The following is an 18924-nucleotide window of genomic DNA, read 5'->3' on the forward strand; positions in this document are numbered from 1 at the left end:
TTCAGGCGATCAGTTGCCACCGGTCAGCTTGTCGCGCAGGGCCTGCAGCGCCTCGTCGGAGGCCAGCGAACCCTCGCTGCTCGGAGCCGAGGACGACTCCTGGTCGGCGGGCGCATTGCTGCTGCCACCGGAGCTGTACGAGGTGCCGGCGGCCACCGCAGCGTTCTGGTCGGCCTGCTCGGCCTCCTCGACCTGCTTCTTGTGGGCCTCCCAGCGGGCGTGCGCCTCGGCGTACTGCTGCTCCCAGGCGAGCCGCTGCTCGTCGTAGCCTTCCTTCCACTCCTGGGTCTCCGGATCGAAGCCCTCGGGGTAGAGGTAGTTGCCCTGGTCGTCGTAGGACGCGGTCATGCCGTAGAGGGTCGGGTCGAAATCGTCAGCCGCGACGTCGACACCCTCGTTGGCCTGCTTCAGCGACAGCGAGATCCGGCGCCGGTCGAGGTCGATGTCGATGATCTTGACCATCACATCGTCGTTGACCGAGACGACCTGCTCGGGGATCTCCACGTGGCGCTCGGCCAGCTCGGAGACGTGCACCAGGCCCTCGATGCCCTCCTCGACACGCACGAACGCGCCGAACGGAACCAGCTTGGTGACCTTGCCCGGCACGATCTGGCCGATCTGGTGCAGGCGGGCGAAGGCCTGCCACGGATCCTCCTGGGTGGCCTTCAGCGACAGCGAGACGCGCTCGCGGTCCATCTCCACCGAGAGCACCTCGACGGTGACCTCCTGGCCGACCTCGACGACCTCGCTCGGGTGGTCGATGTGCTTCCAGGACAGCTCGGAGACGTGCACCAGGCCGTCGACGCCACCCAGATCCACGAACGCACCGAAGTTGACGATCGAGGAGACCACACCCTTGCGGATCTGGCCCTTCTGCAGCTGGGTGAGGAAGTTGTGCCGGACCTCGGACTGGGTCTGCTCGAGCCACGCACGGCGGGACAGCACCACGTTGTTGCGGTTCTTGTCCAGCTCGATGATCTTCGCCTCGAGCTCCTGGCCGACGTAGGGCTGCAGGTCGCGCACCCGGCGCATCTCCACCAGCGAGGCGGGCAGGAAGCCGCGCAGGCCGATGTCGATGATCAGACCACCCTTGACGACCTCGATCACCTTGCCGGTGACGACACCGTCCTCTTCCTTGATCTTCTCGATCGTGCCCCAGGCGCGCTCGTACTGGGCGCGCTTCTTGGACAGGATCAGGCGACCTTCCTTGTCCTCCTTCTGCTGGACCAGGGCCTCGATCTCATCGCCGACCTCGACGACCTCGAACGGGTCGACGTCGTGCTTGATGGAGAGTTCCTTGGAAGGAATGACACCTTCGGTCTTGTAACCGATGTCGAGGAGAACCTCGTCCCGGTCGACCTTGACGACGGTTCCGGTGACGATGTCGCCGTCGTTGAAGTACTTGATGGTCTTGTCGATGGCCTCGAGAAAGGCTTCGGGCGAACCGAGGTCGTCGACTGCGACCTGCGGGGTGGCCTCGAGGGAGGACGTCATGTAGTAGGGCTCCGATGGATGGATAGCTTCTGTGCAGCGCCGCGACCCGTCAGGCGTACCCCTGCTCCGTCCGAGGAGCACGCAGGCCGAAGCGCCCCTCCACCCTACCCGCGGGGCCGACGCCTGGTCAACGCCGCCCACCCGGGTCACACTGGGGTGCCCGCCCGTGGAGAGACCGCCTGTTCGGAGTATGCACCATGCCCACCCGAGATGAGCTGCAGCGGGCCCGCGGTGTCGTGATTCCGGACCTGCTCGGGCCCGACCCGCGGCTGCTGTTCGTGGGCATCAACCCCTCCCTCTGGTCGGCGGCGGTGGGTGCCCATTTCGCCCGACCGGGCAACCGGTTCTGGCCAGCGCTGCTCGCCGCCGGGCTGATCGATCGGCCCGTGGACCTGTCCGCGGGGATGAGCGCGGGCGATGAGGCGTACCTGACCGGGCGCGGGATCGCGATCAGCAACCTGGTCCCCCGGGCCACCGCGCGCGCCGACGAGCTCTCCCGGGACGAGCTGCGGATCGGCGCGGTCCGGCTGGCGGGGCTGGTACGCCGCAGCGGCGTCCGGGTGGTCGCGGTGCTCGGGGTGACCGCGTACCGCCAGGGCTTCGGCGTACCGAAAGCCATGGTCGGCCGGCAACCCGAGCCGATCGCCGGGGCCGAGCTCTGGGTGGTACCGAACCCCTCGGGTCTGAATGCGCACGAGACCGTCGACTCGCTGGCGGCGGCGTACGCCGAGGTGGGCCGCGCCGCCGGCCTGCTGCCGGGGTGAAGGTCGAGTCAGACCGCCTCGGCGCCCATCATCTCGGTGGCCAGCCAGCGGTTCGGGATGCCGAACCCCTCGACCAGGGTGCGCGCCTGCGGCCGCAGCTCGGCGCAGAGCTGGTTGACCGTCGCGGTGAGCGCCTTGGACCGGTCGGGGGTGAGCCGGTCGTGCTCCAGATACCAGGCCCGGTGCTTCTCCAGGGTGCTCAGTGCGAACAGGTCGCAGAGCCGTTCCAGCAGGTGCCGGGCGTCGGCGTCGGCGGCGCCCTCGATGCCGGCGATGAAGCTCTCCAGCACATTGCGCTCGACGTGGGCGACGGCGGTCGCGACCAGGTGGTCCTGGGCGGAGTTGGCGATCGCGAAGGCGTCCTCCCCCGGATCGCCTGCGCGCCGCAGCCGCCGGGCCAGGCCCTCCAGCATGTGGGTCTCCCGGTCGGTGAACAGCCGCACCTGTTCGAGCCGGTCGGTGAACGGCAGGGCGTCGGACCAGACGTCGCGGAAGCGCTGCACCAATCCGCGGACCGAGGTCCGCTCGACGACCTGATCGGCGACCGTGCGGGAGCCGAAGCGGACCATCTCGATGGTGTCCATGGCGCCGAAGGAGCGCTGGAAGTTGGTCAGCAGCGACTTGGCGACCAGCTGCAGCAGCACGGTGTTGTCACCCTCGAAGGTGGTGAACACGTCGGTATCGGCGCGCAGCACGACGAGCCGGTTGGCGGTCAGATAACCGGCACCGCCGCAGGCCTCGCGGCAGACCTGGATGGTCTCGGTGGCGAAGTCGGTGGCGTACGCCTTGATCCCGGCGGCCATCGTCTCCAGCTCGCGCTGGGCGGCCTCGTCGAGGCCGGTCGCCGACTGCACGTCGTGCATCATCGAGACCAGGTCGTTCTGGGCGAAGATCAGCGCGTACGCCGTCGCGATGCGCGGCAGCAGCTTGCGCTGGTGGGTGCGGTAGTCGAGCAGGGCGACCTCGGTATCGGTGCCGGGTGCGGTGAACTGGGTCCGCTGCTCGGCGTACTTGGTGGCGATCTCCAGCGCGGACCGGCTGGCGGCGTTCGCACCGCCGGCGACGCTGATCCGGCCGCGGACCAGGGTGCCGAGCATGGTGAAGAAGCGGCGCCCACGGGACTCGATCGGTGAGTGGTAGTTGCCCTGGTCGTCGATGTCGCCGTAGCGGCCGAGCAGATTGGTCCGGGGCACGCGGACCTCGTCGAACATCAGCCGGCCGTTGTCGACACCGGTCAACCCGCCCTTGGCGCCGCAGTCACCGATCATCACCCCGGGCATCGGGTCGCCGTTCTCGTCGCGGATCGGGACCAGCACACAGTGCACGCCCTCGGATTCGTTGTTCACAACGAGTTGCGCGAAGACCGCGGCCATCCGGGCGGACCGCGCGGCACCGCCGATGTAGTCCTTGCGGGCCGCCGGGCTCGGCGAGTGCACGACGAGCTCGTCGGTCGCCGGGTCATAGGTGGCGGTGGTGAGCAGGCTCTGCACATCGGAGCCGTGGCCGGTCTCGGTCATCGCGAAGCAACCGGGCAGTGAGCCGTCGATGATGGCCCGGCCGAGGTGGTGATGCCGTTCGGTACCGAGGTTGGCGACCGCGCCGCCGAACAGCCCCCAGTGCACGCCGGCCTTGACCGTCAGCGACAGATCACCGTGGCCGAGCATCTCGAAACCGGTGACCGCGGCCCCGTAGTCACCGGTGCCGCCCATCTCGGGCGGGAAGCCGAGTGCCGGTACGCCGGTGCCGGCGACCCACTGCATCGCCTCGTCGGTCCAGTCCCGGTACGCCTCGACGCCGAGTGCGGTACGCGGCGGGCGCGGCGCCTCGTCGCCGAGGGCGCGCAGTTTGCTGCGGGTGTTCCCGAACCGCCCGGCGGTGGCGTCGATCAGGGCCTGGGCGAGCCGGGGGTCGGCGGGGTGGTCGCTGGTCACTGCTGCATCGGGTTCGGTCATTGCTCCTCCAGATGGATGGACAGGCCGTCGGTGAGGAAATCGGTGAGCTGCTCGACGAGTTCGGCGCGGGGCATCGGGTCGGGATCCTCCAGCCAGCGGTCGGCGCTGGCCTGCAGCGCACCGACCAGGGCGACGGCCCAGGTGTGCGCGAGGACCGGGCCGAGGCGGGGCGCCAGGAACTCGCCCAGCACCTGGGCGGCGCGGTCGGTGATGCCGCGCACCTGCCGGTCGGCGACGGTGCCCTCGAGCGCGGGCGGGCGGACCACGAAGCGGTAGACCTGTGGATCGGCCTCGGTGAGCGAGAGGTACGCCTCGGCGGCCGCCGCGACGACGGTGCGGACATCACCCTGGGTGCCGAGGGCGCGGTTCAGCCGGCGGCCGATGCGTTCGTCGACCCGCTCGGCGACGGCCCGGTAGAGGCCGGCGCGATCGGTGAAGTGCCGGTAGAGCACCGGTTTCGAGGTCTGGGCGCGGGCGGCGATCTCGTCCATCCCGACCCCGGGGCCCTGCTCGCGGATGGCGTCCAGGGCGACCTCGACCAGCGCGGCGCGGCGGGCCTGGTTGTGTTCGGTCCAGCGGGCGGCGCGTCCGTCCACCTCATTGACGGGTCCTGCCATACCGAGAAAATACCAGATACTTGGGGTTTCGACTACTTGTCGTATCGGATAGATTGGTCGTGTTCGCGTCGACAGTTCGCACACAGGAGTGACCATGACCGCAGCGCCCCGTCGGGCCGCCATCCTCGGCGGCAACCGCACCCCGTTCGCCCGCGCCAACGGCAAGTACGCCACCGCCAGCAACCAGGATCTGCTCACCGCCGCACTGGACGGGCTGATCGCCCGCTTCGGACTGGCCGGCGAGCGGCTCGGCGAGGTCGCGGCCGGTGCGGTGATGAAGCACAGCCGGGACTTCAACCTGACCCGCGAGTCGGTGCTCGGCACCGCCCTCGACCCGCACACCCCGGCGGTCGATCTGCAACAGGCCTGCGTGACCGGCATCCAGGCGGTCAACTACATCGCGATGAAGATCAAGCTGGGCCAGATCGACGCCGGCATCGGCGGCGGCACCGACACCGCCTCGGATGCCCCGATCGCCGTCAGCGAAGGAATGCGGAGCATCCTGCTCGAGCTGAGCCGGGCGAAGACCGCCGGCCAGCGGTTCCGGGCGATCAGCCGCTTCCGGCCGGATTTCCTTGCCCCGTTGGTACCGCAGGCCGCCGAGGTACGCACCGGGCTGAGCATGGGTGAGCACATGGCCACCACCACCCGGGAGTGGGACATCAGCCGCGAGGCCCAGGACGAACTGGCCGCCGCCTCGCATCAGCACCTGGCCAAGGCCTGGGACAACGGCTTCTTCGACGATCTGGTCACCCCCTATCTGGGCCTGACCCGGGACAACAACCTGCGCCCGGATTCCACGGTGGAGAAGCTCGCGAAGCTGAAGACCGTGTTCGGCAAGGACCTCGGTGACGAGGCCACGATGACCGCCGGCAACTCCACCCCGCTCACCGACGGCGCCTCCACGGTGCTGCTGGGCAGCGAGGAGTGGGCGGCCGAGCACCGGATCAAGCCGCTGGCCTGGTTCGTGGACGCCGAGACCGCCGCGGTCGACTTCGTCGGTGGCGGTGAGGGGCTGCTGATGGCACCGGCGTACGCCGTGCCGCGCTTGCTGGAGCGCAATGGCCTGACCCTGCAGGACTTCGACTTCTATGAGATCCACGAGGCCTTCGCCGCGACCCCGCTGGCCACCTTGAAGGCCTGGGAGTCGCTGGAGTTCTGCCGCGACAAGCTCGGCCTGGATGCGCCGTTGGGCAGCATCGACCGGGACAAGCTGAACGTGCTCGGGTCCTCGGTGGCGGCCGGCCATCCGTTCGCCGCGACCGGTGGCCGGATCGTCGCCAGCCTGGCGAAGATGCTGCACCAGAAGGGTTCCGGGCGTGGCCTGATCTCGATCTGCGCCGCCGGTGGCCAGGGCGTCGCCGCGATTCTCGAGGCCTGAGGAGGACACCGATGAGTGACGGTTACGCACAGTTCGCCCGCAGCCCGCTGGGTTCGCAGCTGGTCAAGCAGCTCGGCCTGCCCAACCCGGTTCCGTTGCGTCGTTGGAAAGCCGGCGCCCCGTTGTGTGATTCCCCGGTGCTGGTCTTCGGGGTCACCTCGACCGGGATGGCGACCGCGGACGGCGGGTACGCCGGTGCGGTCCGCGCGATGCTGGAGGGCCAGGAGATCGGCATCGAGGCGCCCGGAGAGGGCCGGGGGGGCACACCGCGACTGGGTGCGGTGGTCGCCGACCTGGCCGCGCTCCGCGATCCCGGTCAGTTGGAGGCCTTCCGCGCCGTCGCCGCCCCGGCGATCAAGCGGCTGGCCCGCAATGCCCGGGTGGTGCTGATCGGCACCGATCCGGATCTGCTCACCGATCCGGTGGAGGTCGCCACCCAGCGCGCCCTGGACGGCATCACCCGCTCGATCGGCAAGGAACTGCGGGCCGGTGCCACCGCCAATCTGGTGTACGCGCCCAGCCCGCTCGCCGCCGACGAGCCGAACCTGCCATCGGTCGCGCACACGGTGCAGTTCCTGCTGTCGGGCCACTCCGCGTTCGTGGACGGCCAGCCGTTCCGGATCGATGAGAACGCTCCCCTGCCCAACCCCGCCGATCCGCAGAAACCCTTGCAGGGCAAGATCGCTGTGGTCACCGGCGCGGCCCGTGGCATCGGCGCGGCGATCGTCGAGGTGCTGGCCCGCGACGGGGCGACCGTTGTCGGCGTCGACGTGCCGGCCGCCGGTGATGCACTGGCCAAGGTGGTCAACAGGGTGCACGGCAGCGCGCTCTCGGTGGACGTGACCGCGGCCGATGCCGGTCAGCGGATCCTGGATCACTGCCGGGAACGGTATGGCCGGTTGGACATCGTGGTGCACAACGCCGGCATCACCCGGGACAAGCTCTTCGTGAACACCGACGCGGATCGGTGGGGGTCGGTGATCGCGGTGAACCTGCAGTCGATCCTGACCATGAACCAGGCCTTCCTGTCCGCCGACGGGCTCGGCGAGGGCGGCCGGATCGTCTGCCTCTCCTCGCAGTCCGGGCTGGCCGGAAACCGTGGCCAGACGAACTATTCCGCGACCAAGGCGGCGATCATCGGCCTGGTCGACGCGCTCGCCGATCAGGTCGCCGATCGCGGGATCACCGTGAACGCGGTGGCGCCCGGGCTGATCGAGACCGAGATGACCGCGAAGATGCCGTTCGCGACCCGCGAGGTGGCGCGCCGGATCAACTCGCTGCAGCAGGGCGGGCTGCCGGTGGATGTCGCCGAGCTGATCGCCTTCCTCGCCCAGCCGGCCAGCCAGGCCATCACCGGGCAGACGATCCGGGTCTGCGGCCAGAACATGGTCGGCGCATGAGCGGACCCGCCGCCCCCGAGGTGGTCGCCGAGAAACCCAATCTGGGCAGGGAGATCCTGCGCGGGGCGCTCACCGCGGGCGGCCGCCCCGGCGGCGCCGGTACCCTGCCGGACCGGGTGCTGGAACTGTCCGGTGCCGAGATCGACCGGGAGAACCTGTACGCCTACCAGCGGCTCTGCGGATATCCGGTGAACGACCGGTTGCCGCACCCCTATCCGCATCTGGTCGGGTTCCCGCTGCAGGCGAAGCTGATGGCCGACCGGAGCTTCCCGCTGCCGCTGCCGGGGCTGGTGCACATCGAGAACGATTCGACCCTGCACCGGCCGCTGTCGGCGGCCGATCGGCTCGATATCGCCGTCCAGGCAGCGAATCTGGCGCCCCACCCGAAGGGCACCACCGTCGATCTGCTGGCGCGGGCCGAGCTGGCCGGTGAGCTGGTCTGGGAGTCACGGAGCCGCTATCTGCACCGCGGGCGTCCGTCCGGTACGACCGAGGCGACCGAGACGACCCCCGATCAACCGCAGGCTCCGGGCGTACCGGATGGACCGGTGTCGGCCCGCTGGCGGCTGCCCGCCGATCTGGGACGTCGCTATGCCGCGGTCTCCGGTGATGTGAACCCGATCCATCTGCATCCGCTGACCGCGAAGGCGATCGGGTTCCCGCGGGCGATCGCGCACGGCATGTGGTCCTCGGCGCGGGTGCTCGCCGCGCTCGGTGTCCGGACCGAGGGCCCGGGTCGGGCCCGGGTCTGGTTCCGCAAGCCGATCCTGCTGCCCGGCACGGTGGCACTGCTGCGCGACCAGGACGGCGACCGGACCGTCGCCGCACTCGTCGGCAGTGGCGTACCGGAGAAGAGGCGGACCCACCTGTTGCTGGAGTGGCGCCCGGTCTAGCCTGTGGCCATGAGCCATCTCGCTGCTGAGGACCGATACGACACCATGCAGTACCGCTTCTGCGGGCGGTCGGGGCTGAAGCTCCCGGCGATCTCGTTGGGGCTGTGGCAGAACTTCGGCGACGACCGGCCGATGGAGACCCAGCGCGCCATCGTCCGCCGGGCCTTCGATCGCGGGGTCACCCATTTCGATCTGGCGAACAACTACGGGCCGCCCTATGGCCAGGCGGAGGTGAACTTCGGCACCCTGTTGCGGCAGGATCTGGCGCCGTATCGCGATGAGCTGCTGCTCTCCACCAAGGCCGGGTGGGACATGTGGCCGGGGCCGTACGGTCAGGGCGGTGGTTCGCGGAAGTATGTGCTGGCCTCCCTGGATCAGTCGCTGCAGCGGATGGGCCTGGACTATGTGGACATCTTCTACAGCCACCGCTTCGACCCGGAGACGCCGATCGAGCAGACGATGATGGCGCTGGATCATGCGGTACGCCAGGGAAAGGCCTTGTACATCGGGATTTCCTCGTATTCGGCGGCGAAGACCAAGGAGGCCGCCGACATCGCGCGTGAGCTGGGTACGCCACTGCTGATCCATCAGCCGTCGTATTCGATGCTGAACCGCTGGATCGAGGGGGATGCCGAGGTGCCGTCGCTGCTCGACGAACTGGAGCGGCAGGGCATGGGGTGCATCGCGTTCACCGCGCTGGCCCAGGGCATGCTCACCGACAAGTATCTGGACGGCATCCCGGAGGGTTCGCGGGCTTCCCGCGACGGTTCGCTGTCGAAGTCGATGATCACCGACGAGACCGTGCAGCATCTCCGCAATCTCAATGAGATCGCGAAAAACCGCGGCCAGTCGCTCGCCCAGCTGGCCCTGGTCTGGGCCCTCCGCGACCCGCGGATGACCTCGCTCGTCGTCGGCGCCTCCAGCGTCCGCCAGCTCGACAACTCCCTCGACGCTCTGAACAACACCGACCTCAGCGACGAGGAACTCAAACAGATCGACCAGGACGCCGTCGACGCCGGCGTCAACCTCTGGGCCAAACAGACCGAGGAGTGACCCCCCACGTTCATCGAGTAGGTCGCGCAGCGACCGTGTCGAGATGAACCCCGGCACGCCCTCACGTTCATCGAGTAGGTCGCGCAGCGAGGACCCGTCACGTTCATCGAGTAGTCGGCCATGCGCAGCGAAGCGGAGCAATGGCCGACGTGTCGAGATGAATCCAGAAACTTTCCCCAAACCTCTTGAGTTATTCGAACATGGTGACTAATGATGGACGTAGCAGATGAGAGGAGGTGACCACAGATGACCACCAACCCACGAGCCGAAGTCTTCGCAGCGATCCGCGCCGAAAGCGAGCAGATCGCCCAGGCCGCAGCCCGCCAGCTCGTCGCGATCGCCGCCGCCTGCGACACCTACTCCGGGTTGAACACCCACACCGACGAACTCACCGCCCGCGTGCTGCACGGTGAACAGCTCGTGTTCCCCGGCGCCGACGGTACGCCCGGCATCACCGAGTTCTTCCACCTCGAGTTGGCGATGTCATTGGGGTGTTCGCCGGAGACCGCTCAGGTCTGGACCGCCGACGTATTGAACCTCCGTCATCGGCATCCGATCCTGTGGCAGGCCACCCTGGACTGCGACATTCCCGTCTGGGTCGCCCGCGACATCACCCGCGCCGCATTGCAGCTGAATTTCACCCAGGCCCGCGAATTCGACTCCCTGTGGGCGTTGCGGCTGGTGCCCCTGACCCCGAAGCGCGCGGTCGCGACGACCGAGGCCCAGGTCGCGTTGATCCTCAACGAGGACAAAGAAGCCGAACGCCAGGCCGCCAAGAAACAGCGCCGTGTCGAGTTCACCCCGAGCAGGACCATCGCTGGCATCACCGATCTGTACGCCAACCCCGACGCCGGTGACGCCGCCCAGTTGAACGGCACCCTGGACCGGCTGGCGGATGTGCTCAAGGCCGGTGGCTCCACTGCCAGTCGTGATGAGCTGCGGGCCGAAGCCCTGGGGCACCTGGCGCATCCCGAGCGGGCCCGGCAACTGCTGCAACCCTCCCTGTTCGACGGCGCGACCGTGACGCCCGCTGGTGATGTGGTCAACAAGCACGGGGAGATCGTCACACCCACCAGTGAGCGCTGCCGGCATGGCGCGGAGCTGATCCTGCACATGAACTCCCGCGACCTGGCCAATGGCCGGGGTGGCGAGGGTGACGCCCTCGGGCCGGTGACCCTGCAGCACTTGAAGGAACTGCTCACCCAGTGCGCTGGCACCGTGAAGGTGCGGCCGGTGATCGACCTGGCCGCACCGGTGATGGTGAACACCTACCGCCCCTCGGACGAGTTGGCGCAGCGGGTGAAGCTGCGCGACCGGTATGTGATGTTTCCCCGATCGAATCGGTCCGCGTTCGGCCGCGGCGTCGACCTCGATCACACCATTCCCGCCCCGGAGGGGCCGACCAGCTCCAGCAATCTGGGGCCGTTGAACCGGGCTCGCACCGGGCACGAACCCACGCCGGATTCCGGGTCGAGCAACTCTCACCCGGGGTGTTCCACTGGAAAACACCGGCAGGGCAGGAGGCCTGGGTCAGCCGCCACGGGACCTGGGACCATCCCCCACCCGATCACCTGATCAACGACCCGGCCGCCTCGCTTTCCCGGACCGAACAACTCCTCCACGACACCCTGCGCAACGGCCGAACCCAGTTGGAGAGGGAACAGGTCGAAGCCGAACAAGCAGCCGACGAAGCCCGCGAACGCGAGCGACTCCGCCGCGCCCGCAAGAACCAACGCCTCCGAGACCTACGCCAGGCAGCCCGCGACCAGGCCACCGCAGCCAAGCAGAAAACGAAGAAGCAGAAGAAGGCGAAGAAGCCGGTTCCGCCGGATACTCAGCCTGCCCTGATTCCCCACCAGGGCTAGCTTTCTGCACGCTCATCGAGTAGCGCGGCATGCGCAGCGAAGCGGAGCAATGCCGAGCGTGTCGAGATGAGCAACCTACCTCGCGGTTCCTCTCGACACGGTCGCTGCGCGACCTACTCGATGAACGCGAGGGACATCGCTTGGCGCACCGGCCACGCACTACGATTCGCCCTGATGAGCGAACCCCAGCCAGGTGAGTGGCCCACCTACTCGGCGTACCGTCAGGACGACGGGTCCGATGAGGTGATCAGCGATCCCCCGCGCCGCAGACCGGTCACCGTGCTGGCGTGGATCCTGCTGTTCCACCTCACGATCATCGGCTGGACCCTCGGTTACCTGGTGGGCACCCCACAGATTCCCCTCTGGGTGGTGCTGATCGGGATGGCGGCGAGCGTGGCCATTGCGGTCTGCAGTTACTCCCTCTGGACACCTCCGACCCCGCGGGCCGGGGAATCCGAGTTGGCCAGGAGCGCCCGGCCACTCGCACCGGCAGCGGCGTTCATCCTGGCCGTCCTCACACCCGCCATGCTGTCGATCGGGATCAGCAACCTGTACGTGCTGACCATGATGCGGCCGACCGAGGCGACCGTGCTGTCGGCGGAACGGGTGCCCTCCGGCCGGCACAGCTCCGTCTGGCAGGCCACCGTCGATCTCGGCGACGGTCGGCCCCAGCAGGTGCGAGCCGGCTCAACGCTCCGGAAGCTGGACGAACGGATCCCCGTGTGGGTCGACCCCACCGGTTTCGCGGCCCCACGGGGCAGCGCCACCCGACCATTCGATGTGGCCGGCCCGCTGATGCTCGGGTTGCCGGGCGCCGGCCTCGGCTACTACGGAGTAATCCGGCACCTCAGGCGTACCCGCACGAGACATTACGATTCGCCCTGATGAGCGAACCCCAGCCAGGTGAGTGGCCCACCTACTCGGCGTACCGTCAGGACGACGGCTCCGATGAGGTGATCAGCGATCCCCCGCGCCGCAGACCGGTCACCGTGCTGGCGTGGATCCTGCTGTTCCACCTGACCATCATCGGCTGGACCGTGGGCTACCTACGAGGCGCACCGGGCATGCCGATCTGGCTGCTGGTGATCGGGCTGATCGCCACCGTCGCCGCCGCACTCTGCCTCGACAGCCTCTGGGTCCCTCGCTCCGGCCGGGTCAGGGGCACGATCAAGAAATCCAAGGGCAGCAAGTCATTCGGCGCGGCCGCGCTGATGGTGATGGTCCTCGCGCCACCGGCGATGCTGTCGATGGGCCTGAGCAGCCTGTACACGCTGACGGTGATGCGGCCCACCGAGGCCACGGTGCTGTCCGCCGAGCGGGTGAAGTCCGGGAAGTACAACTACACCTGGCAGGCGACCGTCGACCTCGGCGACGGCAGACCCCACCAGGTACGCCTCGGCAGCTCGCGGCCGGAGCTGAACGAGCGGGTCACCGTGCGCACCGATCCGGCCGGTTTCGCCGCTCCGCGCGGCAACACGGAGAGGCCGATCGATGTGGCCGGCCCGGCGGTGCTGGGTCTGCCCGGGCTGGCATTCGGCTGGTACGTGGTGATCCGCCATCTCCGTCGCACCGGTCCGCGGGCGTGAGCCAACCCGACTGACCCGCCGGCTGGCTACCGTTTTTCAATGGAAGCACAGCAGAACCAGTGGCAGACCTACCCGAGCAGGCCTCCGGCCGAACAATCTGCATCCGAGCAGTCTGCTGCCGCGCAACTTGCTTCCGAGCAACCTGCCGCCGAACCGAACGATGCATCCCAGGCACTCAGACGCCCTTGGCTGATCCTGTTCTGGATCGTGTCGTTCCACGCCATTGTCGCCGTCTGTGCGCGGCCTCAGGGGGCGAACCTCGAGTCATCCCTTGCCTGGGCATTGCCGCTCCTGCTGCTCGCGCTCCCGGTCTCCGCCCTGTGCCTGCTCGGCCTCTGGGTCCCGCGCATGACCATCAAGCAGCTTGCCACCACGCTCTGGAATCGCGACCGTCACCCCGTTGCAGCGATGAAACCCTCGATCGCCACCGCACTCGCGCTCGGCGGACCCTACATGCTCGGGCTGGGCATCGGGAATCGCGGTACCTTCGACGCCACGACCTTGGCACTGTGCCTGATTCTCGGGCTACCGGGAGTGGTCTTCGGCTGGTACGTGGTGATCCGCCACCTGAGCCGCACCCGCCCGGCTGCCGCTGCCCGACCGGACAACGCCTGACCCGTCCGCTGGTTACCGTTCTGCAGGTGAACGCGCAGAACGGGTGGCCGGTCTATCCCGGCCCCGAACCCGAGGAACCGACCGAGGAACCGGATCTGATCCCGAACCTGGAACCGGAACCAGAGGTCGAGGAGATCGTCGAGCCGCCCCGCCGGCGCCCGATGGCGATCGGGTTGTGGGCGCTGTTCCACCTGCTCGCGGTGCTCCTGATGACCTGGGCACTCCTGCTGGACTCAGAATCCGCACTCATCCTCACGCTGACGAGCATCGCCCTGATGGTCCTGGCGGGTGGCTCCCTGGTCGCCCTCTGGATCCCACGCCTGAGATTCTGGGAGGCGGCCGACGTCCTGCTCACCCGCAACGGGGGCGAACGATTCGGGGCGCGGCCCGCCCGCTACGCCGTCGCTCTCACCATCCTCACCAGCCTGGCGCTGGCCTTCGGCATCGCCGGCAGCACCGGCATCCCCACCGCTGCAGCCCCGGGGTTCCCGCAATCCCTGCTGTGCTTCGCCTTCGCGGTACCTGGCATCATCTATGCCAGGTACATGATCCGCCGCCACCTGCGGCTCACACCTCCCAGTCGGCAAGACGGCGACTAGCGCGGCACGTTCCGCAGGTTCGACCGCGCCATCGACACCGCCTCGCCCGCGCCACCGTTGAGCACGATCTTGCTCATCGCGGTGGCGAAGCCGAACACCTGCGCCGAGGTGATCTTCGGCGGGATCGACAGCGCCATCGGATCGGTCACCACATCCACCAGCGACGGCCCGCGGTGCGCGAATGCCTCGGCGTACGCCTGCTCCAGGTCCCGCGGATCCTCGACCCGCACCGAGTGCCAGCCCATCGCCCGCGCGATGGCCGCATAGTCGACCGGCGGCACGTCCACACCGAAATCCGGCAACTTGTCCACCAGCATCTCCAGCTTCACCATGCCGAGCGTCGAGTTGTTGAACACCACGACGTTCAGCGGCAGCTGGTACATCGCCACGGTCAGCATTTCGCCAAGCAGCATGGACAATCCGCCGTCCCCCGACATCGAGATCACCTGCCGGTCGGGTTCGGCGAACTGCGCCCCGATCGCCTGCGGCAGCGCGTTCGCCATCGACCCGTGCAGGAACGAACCGAGGATCTTCCGCGAACCCAACGGGTTGATGTAGCGGGCGCTCCAAACATTGCACATCCCGGTGTCGGCGGTGAACACCGCATCCTTCGCAGCCACCTTGTCCAGCACCGAGGCGGCGTACTCGGGATGGATCGGCTTGATCTTCTCGACCTTGCGGGTGTACGCCCCCACCGCCTTGTTCATCAGGTCGTCGTGCCGCTTCAGCGTCTTCTCCAGGAAACGCCGGCTCTTCTTCGGTTTCAGCAACGGCAACAGCCCGCGCAGGGTCGGCCCGACGTCACCGTGCACCGGCAGATCCACCGAGGTGCGCCGCCCGATCACGCTGGCGTCGCGGTCCACCTGGGCGGTGGTCACATCGGGCAGGAACTGGTCGTAGGGGAAGTCGGTGCCGAGCATCACCAGCAACTGCGCATCATCCATCCCGGCCGCCGCGGCACCGTAGCCGAGCAACCCGGTCATGCCGACGTCGAAGGGGTTGTCGAACTGGATATGTTCCTTGCCACGCAGGGAATGCCCGATCGGCGCCCCGATGATGTCGGCCAGCGCGACGACGGCATCATGCTCCCCGGCGATCCCGGCGCCGACGAACAGCGCCACCCGGTCCACGGAGTTGATGGCGTCGGCGAGCGCCTGCAGCGCCTCCGGTGGCGGGGTGAGTACACCGGGCTGCACCGCCACATAGGCGGGCGCCTTGGCCGCCACCGGTTCGTCGGCGACGTCACCGGGCAGGGTGACCACCGCGACACCGGGGCCGGCGACCGCGTGCCGGATCGCGGCGGCGACCACCCGCGGCGCCTGGGTCGGGGTGGAGATCAGCTCCGAATAGACCGAGCACTCGGTGAAGATCCGGTCCGGATGGGTCTCCTGGAAGTAGCCCTCACCGATCTGCGAGGTCGGGATGTGGCTGGCGATCGCGACGACCGGTGCCCCGGAGCGGTTCGCGTCGTAGAGCCCGTTGATCAGGTGCAGGTTGCCGGGCCCGCAGGACCCCGCACAGGCGACCAGTTCGCCGGTGAGTTGCGCGTCGGCGCCGGCGGCGAAGGCCGCGCCCTCCTCGTGCCGGACGTGGATCCAGTCGATCCCGCCCTTCTTCGAGCCCCCGGTCCGGCGTACCGCGTCCACCACCGGATTCAGGCTGTCGCCCACGATCCCGTAGATCCGGCGTACCCCGGCCTCGCGGAGCTGGGCCACCAACTGATCTGCCACCTTGTCTGCCATGGTCCCAACTAAACCACGCGGCCGGTGCGCACGTCAGCGGGGCACGGTACGCCCCAGAAAGGCCATGATCCGTTCGGTCTCGTTGGCGTCGGCGGGTGGCGTGGTCTCCGGTCCGAACATGCCCGGTGCCCGCATCCGCTCCGGCGGGATCCGCTCCACCCCGGCTCGCAGGAAGTCCCGCAACTCCTGCGGCAACTCTCGGCGTACCCCCTGAGAGGCGGCCAGATCCCAGACGTGGATCGCCAGATCGCTCGCCGGCAGCAGCAATTGTCGGCCAACCGGTCCGCGACCGTAACTCGTCTCTCGCTCGACGCTCAGATCGGCGTCCGCCAGCGCGTCCCGGACCTGCTGGGCGCGCTCGCCCCAACGCGCCATCATGGTGACCGGGGTGAGCCCGACCTGCTCCGGGTCCGTCGGGCTGTCGCCGACCGCACCGTCGCTGACCAGGGCGACCACCTTGCCCATCGTGCCGACCACGTGCCCGGCGACATCGACCGCACGCCAGCCCTCGCAGGGGCTCGGCGCCTCGGGGTCGGTGACCTGGGCCAGGGTGTCGGTGAACTCGTCCAGGCCGATCAGCAGCATCTCCGCGGGGGCGTCCATGATCCTCACCCTAGGGCTCGAGGGACCCCGCGAGCGGCCGGTCCGCGGCGTCCTGCAACTCGGCGCGTAGTCGCTCGGCGGTCGCCGCCTTACGGCGTGCCTCGTCCCGCGCAGCCTCATCGGTCTCGGCCATCCGCCGCTGCACGTCACCGATCTCCCGCCCCAGCGCCGCGCGCCCGTCCTCGACGGACTGCAACCCCCGACGCCGGGACACCGCGCGCGCCCACGCATAACCGGCCACACCGAGACCGAGCAGGAGCAGCACCAGTCCCGCGGGAGCCGGCCCCACGACGAACAGCACGACCGCCAGAACCAGCACTGCGGCGGCCCCGATCCCGATCGGCACCGCATGGGAGGCGGGCACCCGGTCGACGAGACTCTGGTGCGCCCGGTCCAGCTTGGTGGCATCCGGCCCGGTGGCGCTCACCGGCACCGAGAGACCATGCGTCCTCGCCTCCCGGACCGCCGGTTTGATCTCGGGCACCACGGTGGCCGCCTCGACGAGCTCCAGCAGCGGGCCGCGGGCGAGACGGAGCAGGTCGCGGTCGGCAACGGCGGTGCAGTCGGGATCTCGCAACGCCTGACGGACGGCCTCACCGACCGACACGCTGGCCACCCGGGCAGAATCCGCGGTGCGGGCCAGGGGTGACTCGACGGTCCGCCGCAGTTCGCGGATCCGTGCCACCAGCAACCCCTCCTCCCCCTGACCGCGGCCGATCAGCTCGGTGACCACCGCGGCCACCTCGGTCCGCGCCTGACCGACCGGGTCCGCCTCCGGCTTCCCGGCCTGCACCGGCTCCCCTGCCTGCGCCGGCTTCCCGGCCTGCGTCGGCTCGTCGGTCGGCACCGGTGCCGCACCGTCCCAGAGCCGTGCCAGGCCACGAACCGGGTCGCCATCGCGGCCGGTCAGCCAGTCGCGCCAGGTCTCGGCCGACTCCCGCTCCAGTGCGGGTCGCAACGCCTCCAGTGCGGGTTCGGGCCCGTAACCGCCGAGCATCAGCAACCGGAAGATCTGGAGCTGGGCGGGATTGAAGGTGCCGTCATTGGTCAGCACCCGGTCGAGGCGCCCGGTCGCCTGCTCGCCGTGTCCGAGGGCGCCGAGGGCGCAGACCCAGAAGGTGTCGAACTCGGCGCCGCCCAGCTCCGCGGCCCGCGTTTCGGCAGCGGCGTCGGCCGAACCACCCACCCGGGCGATCAGCGCATTCATTCCATGGGTCAGCCAGTAGTCGCCCTCGCCATGGGACAACGGTTCGGGAACACCGCCGGCGCGCAGCGTGTCGAATGCGCGCAGGGCCCGCACCCGCGCCTGCGAGGTGTCGGGGAAGGCGGCCAGCTGCTCGCGCACATCACCGAGTTCGACATAGGCGTCGAAGGCGCGGCTCAACGCCTCGATGCGCTGTTCGAGGCTGCCCCGGATCTGCGACAACTCGCTGCGCAGCCGCGCATTCCGGGAATGCGCCGCGGCAGCGGACGCGCTTGCCTGGTCCACCTCATCGCGCAGCATCCGGTCGCGACCGTATTCACTGGTCCACAGCCAACCGCTCCAGTCCCCTGCCATGCCGCACAGTATGAACAACGGCGGGGCCAGTGCCTCGGCCGAAGCCCACCACGCCTAGGGATCCAGGTGACGCAGGAAGCGTCGCGGGTCGGCCAGGAACGCCTTCTCGTTGACCACCAGTTCGAGATCGGCCCAGTCTGTCGGCTGCATCCCGTCGTCCCCGAACTCGAGGATGGTGGCACCGGGCAGCGCGGCGAGCACCGGCGAGTGGGTGGCGAGCACCAGTTGCACGCTGTCCTCGGTGAGCAGGTCGAGCAGCAGCGCCAACACCCGCAACGACGAGTCGAAGGAGAGCGCGGATTCCACCTCGTCGAAGAGATACAACCCCGGTTGCGGATTGCTGAGCCGGTCGAAACAGCGTTCCTCGATCACCGACAGGAAGGATTCGCCGTGGCTGCGGTCGTGGTAGTGGGAGCCACCGGCCTGCTGCAGATAGCTGTAGAGGCCGTGCATGGTCTCGGCCCGCAGGAAGAAGCCCTCCCGGCCGGCACCGGCCCCGCGGACCAGCTGCAGCTCGCCGGCCAGCGGGGATTCGGTGACGGTGGTCCGGTGCTGGTGTCCGGTCGACCCGCCTTCGACGTTCAGTCCGTACGCCCCGGCGATCGCTTCCAGCACCGTCGACTTGCCGGTGCCGTTCTCCCCGACCAGCACCGTCGCCTGGTCGAACTCCAGCCCCTCGGTGAGCAGTTGTCGGACCGCCGGGACGGTGTGCGGCCACTGCCGGCCCGGGCGTCGCCCGTCGCGGGCCTCGAGCCGGCGTACCGGTCGGCGCAGCTGCCACCCCTCCATCGTGATCACATCC

At 69.0% G+C, this 18924-nt stretch carries 18 protein-coding genes; 11 read left to right on the forward strand and 7 right to left on the reverse strand.

The window, feature by feature from the left end:
* Positions 1 to 9: 9 nt before the first annotated feature.
* Positions 10 to 1494 (reverse strand): 30S ribosomal protein S1, encoded by a 1485-nt coding sequence (rpsA, locus tag BI335_RS19650; RefSeq protein WP_094360969.1) that lies wholly within the window; start codon positions 1492 to 1494, stop codon positions 10 to 12.
* A 197-nt stretch (positions 1495 to 1691) separates the two neighbouring features.
* Between rpsA and BI335_RS19655 the strand changes: the two genes are divergently transcribed.
* Positions 1692 to 2258 (forward strand): mismatch-specific DNA-glycosylase, encoded by a 567-nt coding sequence (locus tag BI335_RS19655; RefSeq protein WP_094433028.1) that lies wholly within the window; start codon positions 1692 to 1694, stop codon positions 2256 to 2258.
* 8 nt (positions 2259 to 2266) lie between these two features.
* Here BI335_RS19655 and BI335_RS19660 read toward each other — a convergent pair whose 3' ends face one another.
* Complete coding sequence (locus BI335_RS19660; protein WP_094433030.1) at positions 2267 to 4210, reverse strand: acyl-CoA dehydrogenase family protein; 1944 nt, start codon at positions 4208 to 4210, stop codon at positions 2267 to 2269.
* On the reverse strand, positions 4207 to 4827 hold the full coding sequence (locus BI335_RS21240; RefSeq protein ID WP_166646707.1) for a TetR/AcrR family transcriptional regulator: 621 nt from the start codon (positions 4825 to 4827) through the stop codon (positions 4207 to 4209). The genes BI335_RS19660 and BI335_RS21240 overlap by 4 nt, the downstream gene beginning before the upstream one ends.
* A gap of 94 nt (positions 4828 to 4921) precedes the next feature.
* Between BI335_RS21240 and BI335_RS19670 the strand changes: the two genes are divergently transcribed.
* The 10 genes from BI335_RS19670 to BI335_RS19710 all read left to right on the forward strand — a co-directional run bounded on the left by BI335_RS19670 (position 4922) and on the right by BI335_RS19710 (position 14219).
* Positions 4922 to 6208, forward strand: a complete 1287-nt coding sequence (locus BI335_RS19670; RefSeq protein ID WP_094433033.1) for an acetyl-CoA C-acetyltransferase — start codon at positions 4922 to 4924, stop codon at positions 6206 to 6208.
* 11 nt (positions 6209 to 6219) lie between these two features.
* Positions 6220 to 7608 (forward strand): 3-oxoacyl-ACP reductase, encoded by a 1389-nt coding sequence (locus tag BI335_RS19675; protein WP_094433035.1) that lies wholly within the window; start codon positions 6220 to 6222, stop codon positions 7606 to 7608.
* Complete coding sequence (locus BI335_RS19680) at positions 7605 to 8501, forward strand: MaoC/PaaZ C-terminal domain-containing protein (protein ID WP_094433038.1); 897 nt, start codon at positions 7605 to 7607, stop codon at positions 8499 to 8501. Before BI335_RS19675 ends, BI335_RS19680 begins: the two co-directional genes overlap by 4 nt.
* A gap of 9 nt (positions 8502 to 8510) precedes the next feature.
* Positions 8511 to 9554: an L-glyceraldehyde 3-phosphate reductase gene (mgrA, locus tag BI335_RS19685; RefSeq protein ID WP_094433040.1), complete on the forward strand. Its 1044-nt coding sequence runs from the start codon at positions 8511 to 8513 to the stop codon at positions 9552 to 9554.
* 246 nt (positions 9555 to 9800) lie between these two features.
* Positions 9801 to 11129: a hypothetical protein gene (locus BI335_RS19690; protein ID WP_094433042.1), complete on the forward strand. Its 1329-nt coding sequence runs from the start codon at positions 9801 to 9803 to the stop codon at positions 11127 to 11129.
* A 74-nt stretch (positions 11130 to 11203) separates the two neighbouring features.
* Positions 11204 to 11419 carry a hypothetical protein gene (locus BI335_RS21245; protein WP_144009149.1) on the forward strand — a complete coding sequence of 72 codons (216 nt, stop codon included), beginning with the start codon at positions 11204 to 11206 and terminating at the stop codon, positions 11417 to 11419.
* Positions 11420 to 11593: 174 nt separating this feature from the next.
* Entirely contained in the window at positions 11594 to 12304 is a 711-nt protein-coding gene (locus BI335_RS19695) for a hypothetical protein (protein ID WP_094433044.1), read from the forward strand.
* A complete protein-coding gene (locus tag BI335_RS19700) occupies positions 12304 to 13005 on the forward strand; it encodes a hypothetical protein (RefSeq protein ID WP_094433045.1) in 702 nt (233 codons plus the stop codon). The genes BI335_RS19695 and BI335_RS19700 overlap by 1 nt, the downstream gene beginning before the upstream one ends.
* A 39-nt stretch (positions 13006 to 13044) precedes the next feature.
* The gene (locus BI335_RS21250) at positions 13045 to 13620 is read left to right on the forward strand and encodes a hypothetical protein (RefSeq protein ID WP_133625797.1); all 576 of its coding nucleotides are present in this window, start codon (positions 13045 to 13047) and stop codon (positions 13618 to 13620) included.
* A gap of 26 nt (positions 13621 to 13646) precedes the next feature.
* Positions 13647 to 14219, forward strand: coding sequence for a hypothetical protein (locus BI335_RS19710; protein WP_094433049.1), 573 nt, complete (start codon positions 13647 to 13649; stop codon positions 14217 to 14219).
* Here BI335_RS19710 and BI335_RS19715 read toward each other — a convergent pair.
* From BI335_RS19715 to BI335_RS19725, 4 genes are read right to left on the reverse strand one after another with little or no spacing between them, the layout of a single operon-like run.
* Entirely contained in the window at positions 14216 to 15961 is a 1746-nt protein-coding gene (locus BI335_RS19715; RefSeq protein WP_094433051.1) for a pyruvate dehydrogenase, read from the reverse strand. The genes BI335_RS19710 and BI335_RS19715 overlap by 4 nt on opposite strands.
* A gap of 33 nt (positions 15962 to 15994) precedes the next feature.
* Positions 15995 to 16564 (reverse strand): TIGR03086 family metal-binding protein, encoded by a 570-nt coding sequence (locus BI335_RS19720; RefSeq protein WP_172421975.1) that lies wholly within the window; start codon positions 16562 to 16564, stop codon positions 15995 to 15997.
* A 10-nt stretch (positions 16565 to 16574) separates the two neighbouring features.
* Positions 16575 to 18122: a hypothetical protein gene (locus BI335_RS21255; RefSeq protein WP_133625799.1), complete on the reverse strand. Its 1548-nt coding sequence runs from the start codon at positions 18120 to 18122 to the stop codon at positions 16575 to 16577.
* A 54-nt stretch (positions 18123 to 18176) separates the two neighbouring features.
* Positions 18177 to 18911 carry an AAA family ATPase gene (locus tag BI335_RS19725; protein WP_094433161.1) on the reverse strand — a complete coding sequence of 245 codons (735 nt, stop codon included), beginning with the start codon at positions 18909 to 18911 and terminating at the stop codon, positions 18177 to 18179.
* Positions 18912 to 18924: the final 13 nt, after the last annotated feature.

The organism is Enemella evansiae (assembly GCF_002250705.1).
In the GTDB taxonomy this organism is placed as follows: domain Bacteria; phylum Actinomycetota; class Actinomycetes; order Propionibacteriales; family Propionibacteriaceae; genus Enemella; species Enemella evansiae.

Excerpts from the sequence above, each read along its gene's own strand:
- rpsA (WP_094360969.1), bottom strand. The coding sequence starts at position 1,494 with ATGACGTCCTCCCTCGAGGCCACCCCGCAGGTCGCAGTCGACGACCTC.
- BI335_RS19655 (WP_094433028.1), top strand. The coding sequence starts at position 1,692 with ATGCCCACCCGAGATGAGCTGCAGCGGGCCCGCGGTGTCGTGATTCCG.
- BI335_RS19660 (WP_094433030.1), bottom strand. The coding sequence starts at position 4,210 with ATGACCGAACCCGATGCAGCAGTGACCAGCGACCACCCCGCCGACCCC.
- BI335_RS21240 (WP_166646707.1), bottom strand. The coding sequence starts at position 4,827 with ATGGCAGGACCCGTCAATGAGGTGGACGGACGCGCCGCCCGCTGGACC.
- BI335_RS19670 (WP_094433033.1), top strand. The coding sequence starts at position 4,922 with ATGACCGCAGCGCCCCGTCGGGCCGCCATCCTCGGCGGCAACCGCACC.
- BI335_RS19675 (WP_094433035.1), top strand. The coding sequence starts at position 6,220 with ATGAGTGACGGTTACGCACAGTTCGCCCGCAGCCCGCTGGGTTCGCAG.
- BI335_RS19680 (WP_094433038.1), top strand. The coding sequence starts at position 7,605 with ATGAGCGGACCCGCCGCCCCCGAGGTGGTCGCCGAGAAACCCAATCTG.
- mgrA (WP_094433040.1), top strand. The coding sequence starts at position 8,511 with ATGAGCCATCTCGCTGCTGAGGACCGATACGACACCATGCAGTACCGC.
- BI335_RS19690 (WP_094433042.1), top strand. The coding sequence starts at position 9,801 with ATGACCACCAACCCACGAGCCGAAGTCTTCGCAGCGATCCGCGCCGAA.
- BI335_RS19695 (WP_094433044.1), top strand. The coding sequence starts at position 11,594 with ATGAGCGAACCCCAGCCAGGTGAGTGGCCCACCTACTCGGCGTACCGT.
- BI335_RS19700 (WP_094433045.1), top strand. The coding sequence starts at position 12,304 with ATGAGCGAACCCCAGCCAGGTGAGTGGCCCACCTACTCGGCGTACCGT.
- BI335_RS21250 (WP_133625797.1), top strand. The coding sequence starts at position 13,045 with ATGGAAGCACAGCAGAACCAGTGGCAGACCTACCCGAGCAGGCCTCCG.
- BI335_RS19715 (WP_094433051.1), bottom strand. The coding sequence starts at position 15,961 with ATGGCAGACAAGGTGGCAGATCAGTTGGTGGCCCAGCTCCGCGAGGCC.
- BI335_RS19720 (WP_172421975.1), bottom strand. The coding sequence starts at position 16,564 with ATGGACGCCCCCGCGGAGATGCTGCTGATCGGCCTGGACGAGTTCACC.
- BI335_RS21255 (WP_133625799.1), bottom strand. The coding sequence starts at position 18,122 with ATGGCAGGGGACTGGAGCGGTTGGCTGTGGACCAGTGAATACGGTCGC.
- BI335_RS19725 (WP_094433161.1), bottom strand. The coding sequence starts at position 18,911 with ATGGAGGGGTGGCAGCTGCGCCGACCGGTACGCCGGCTCGAGGCCCGC.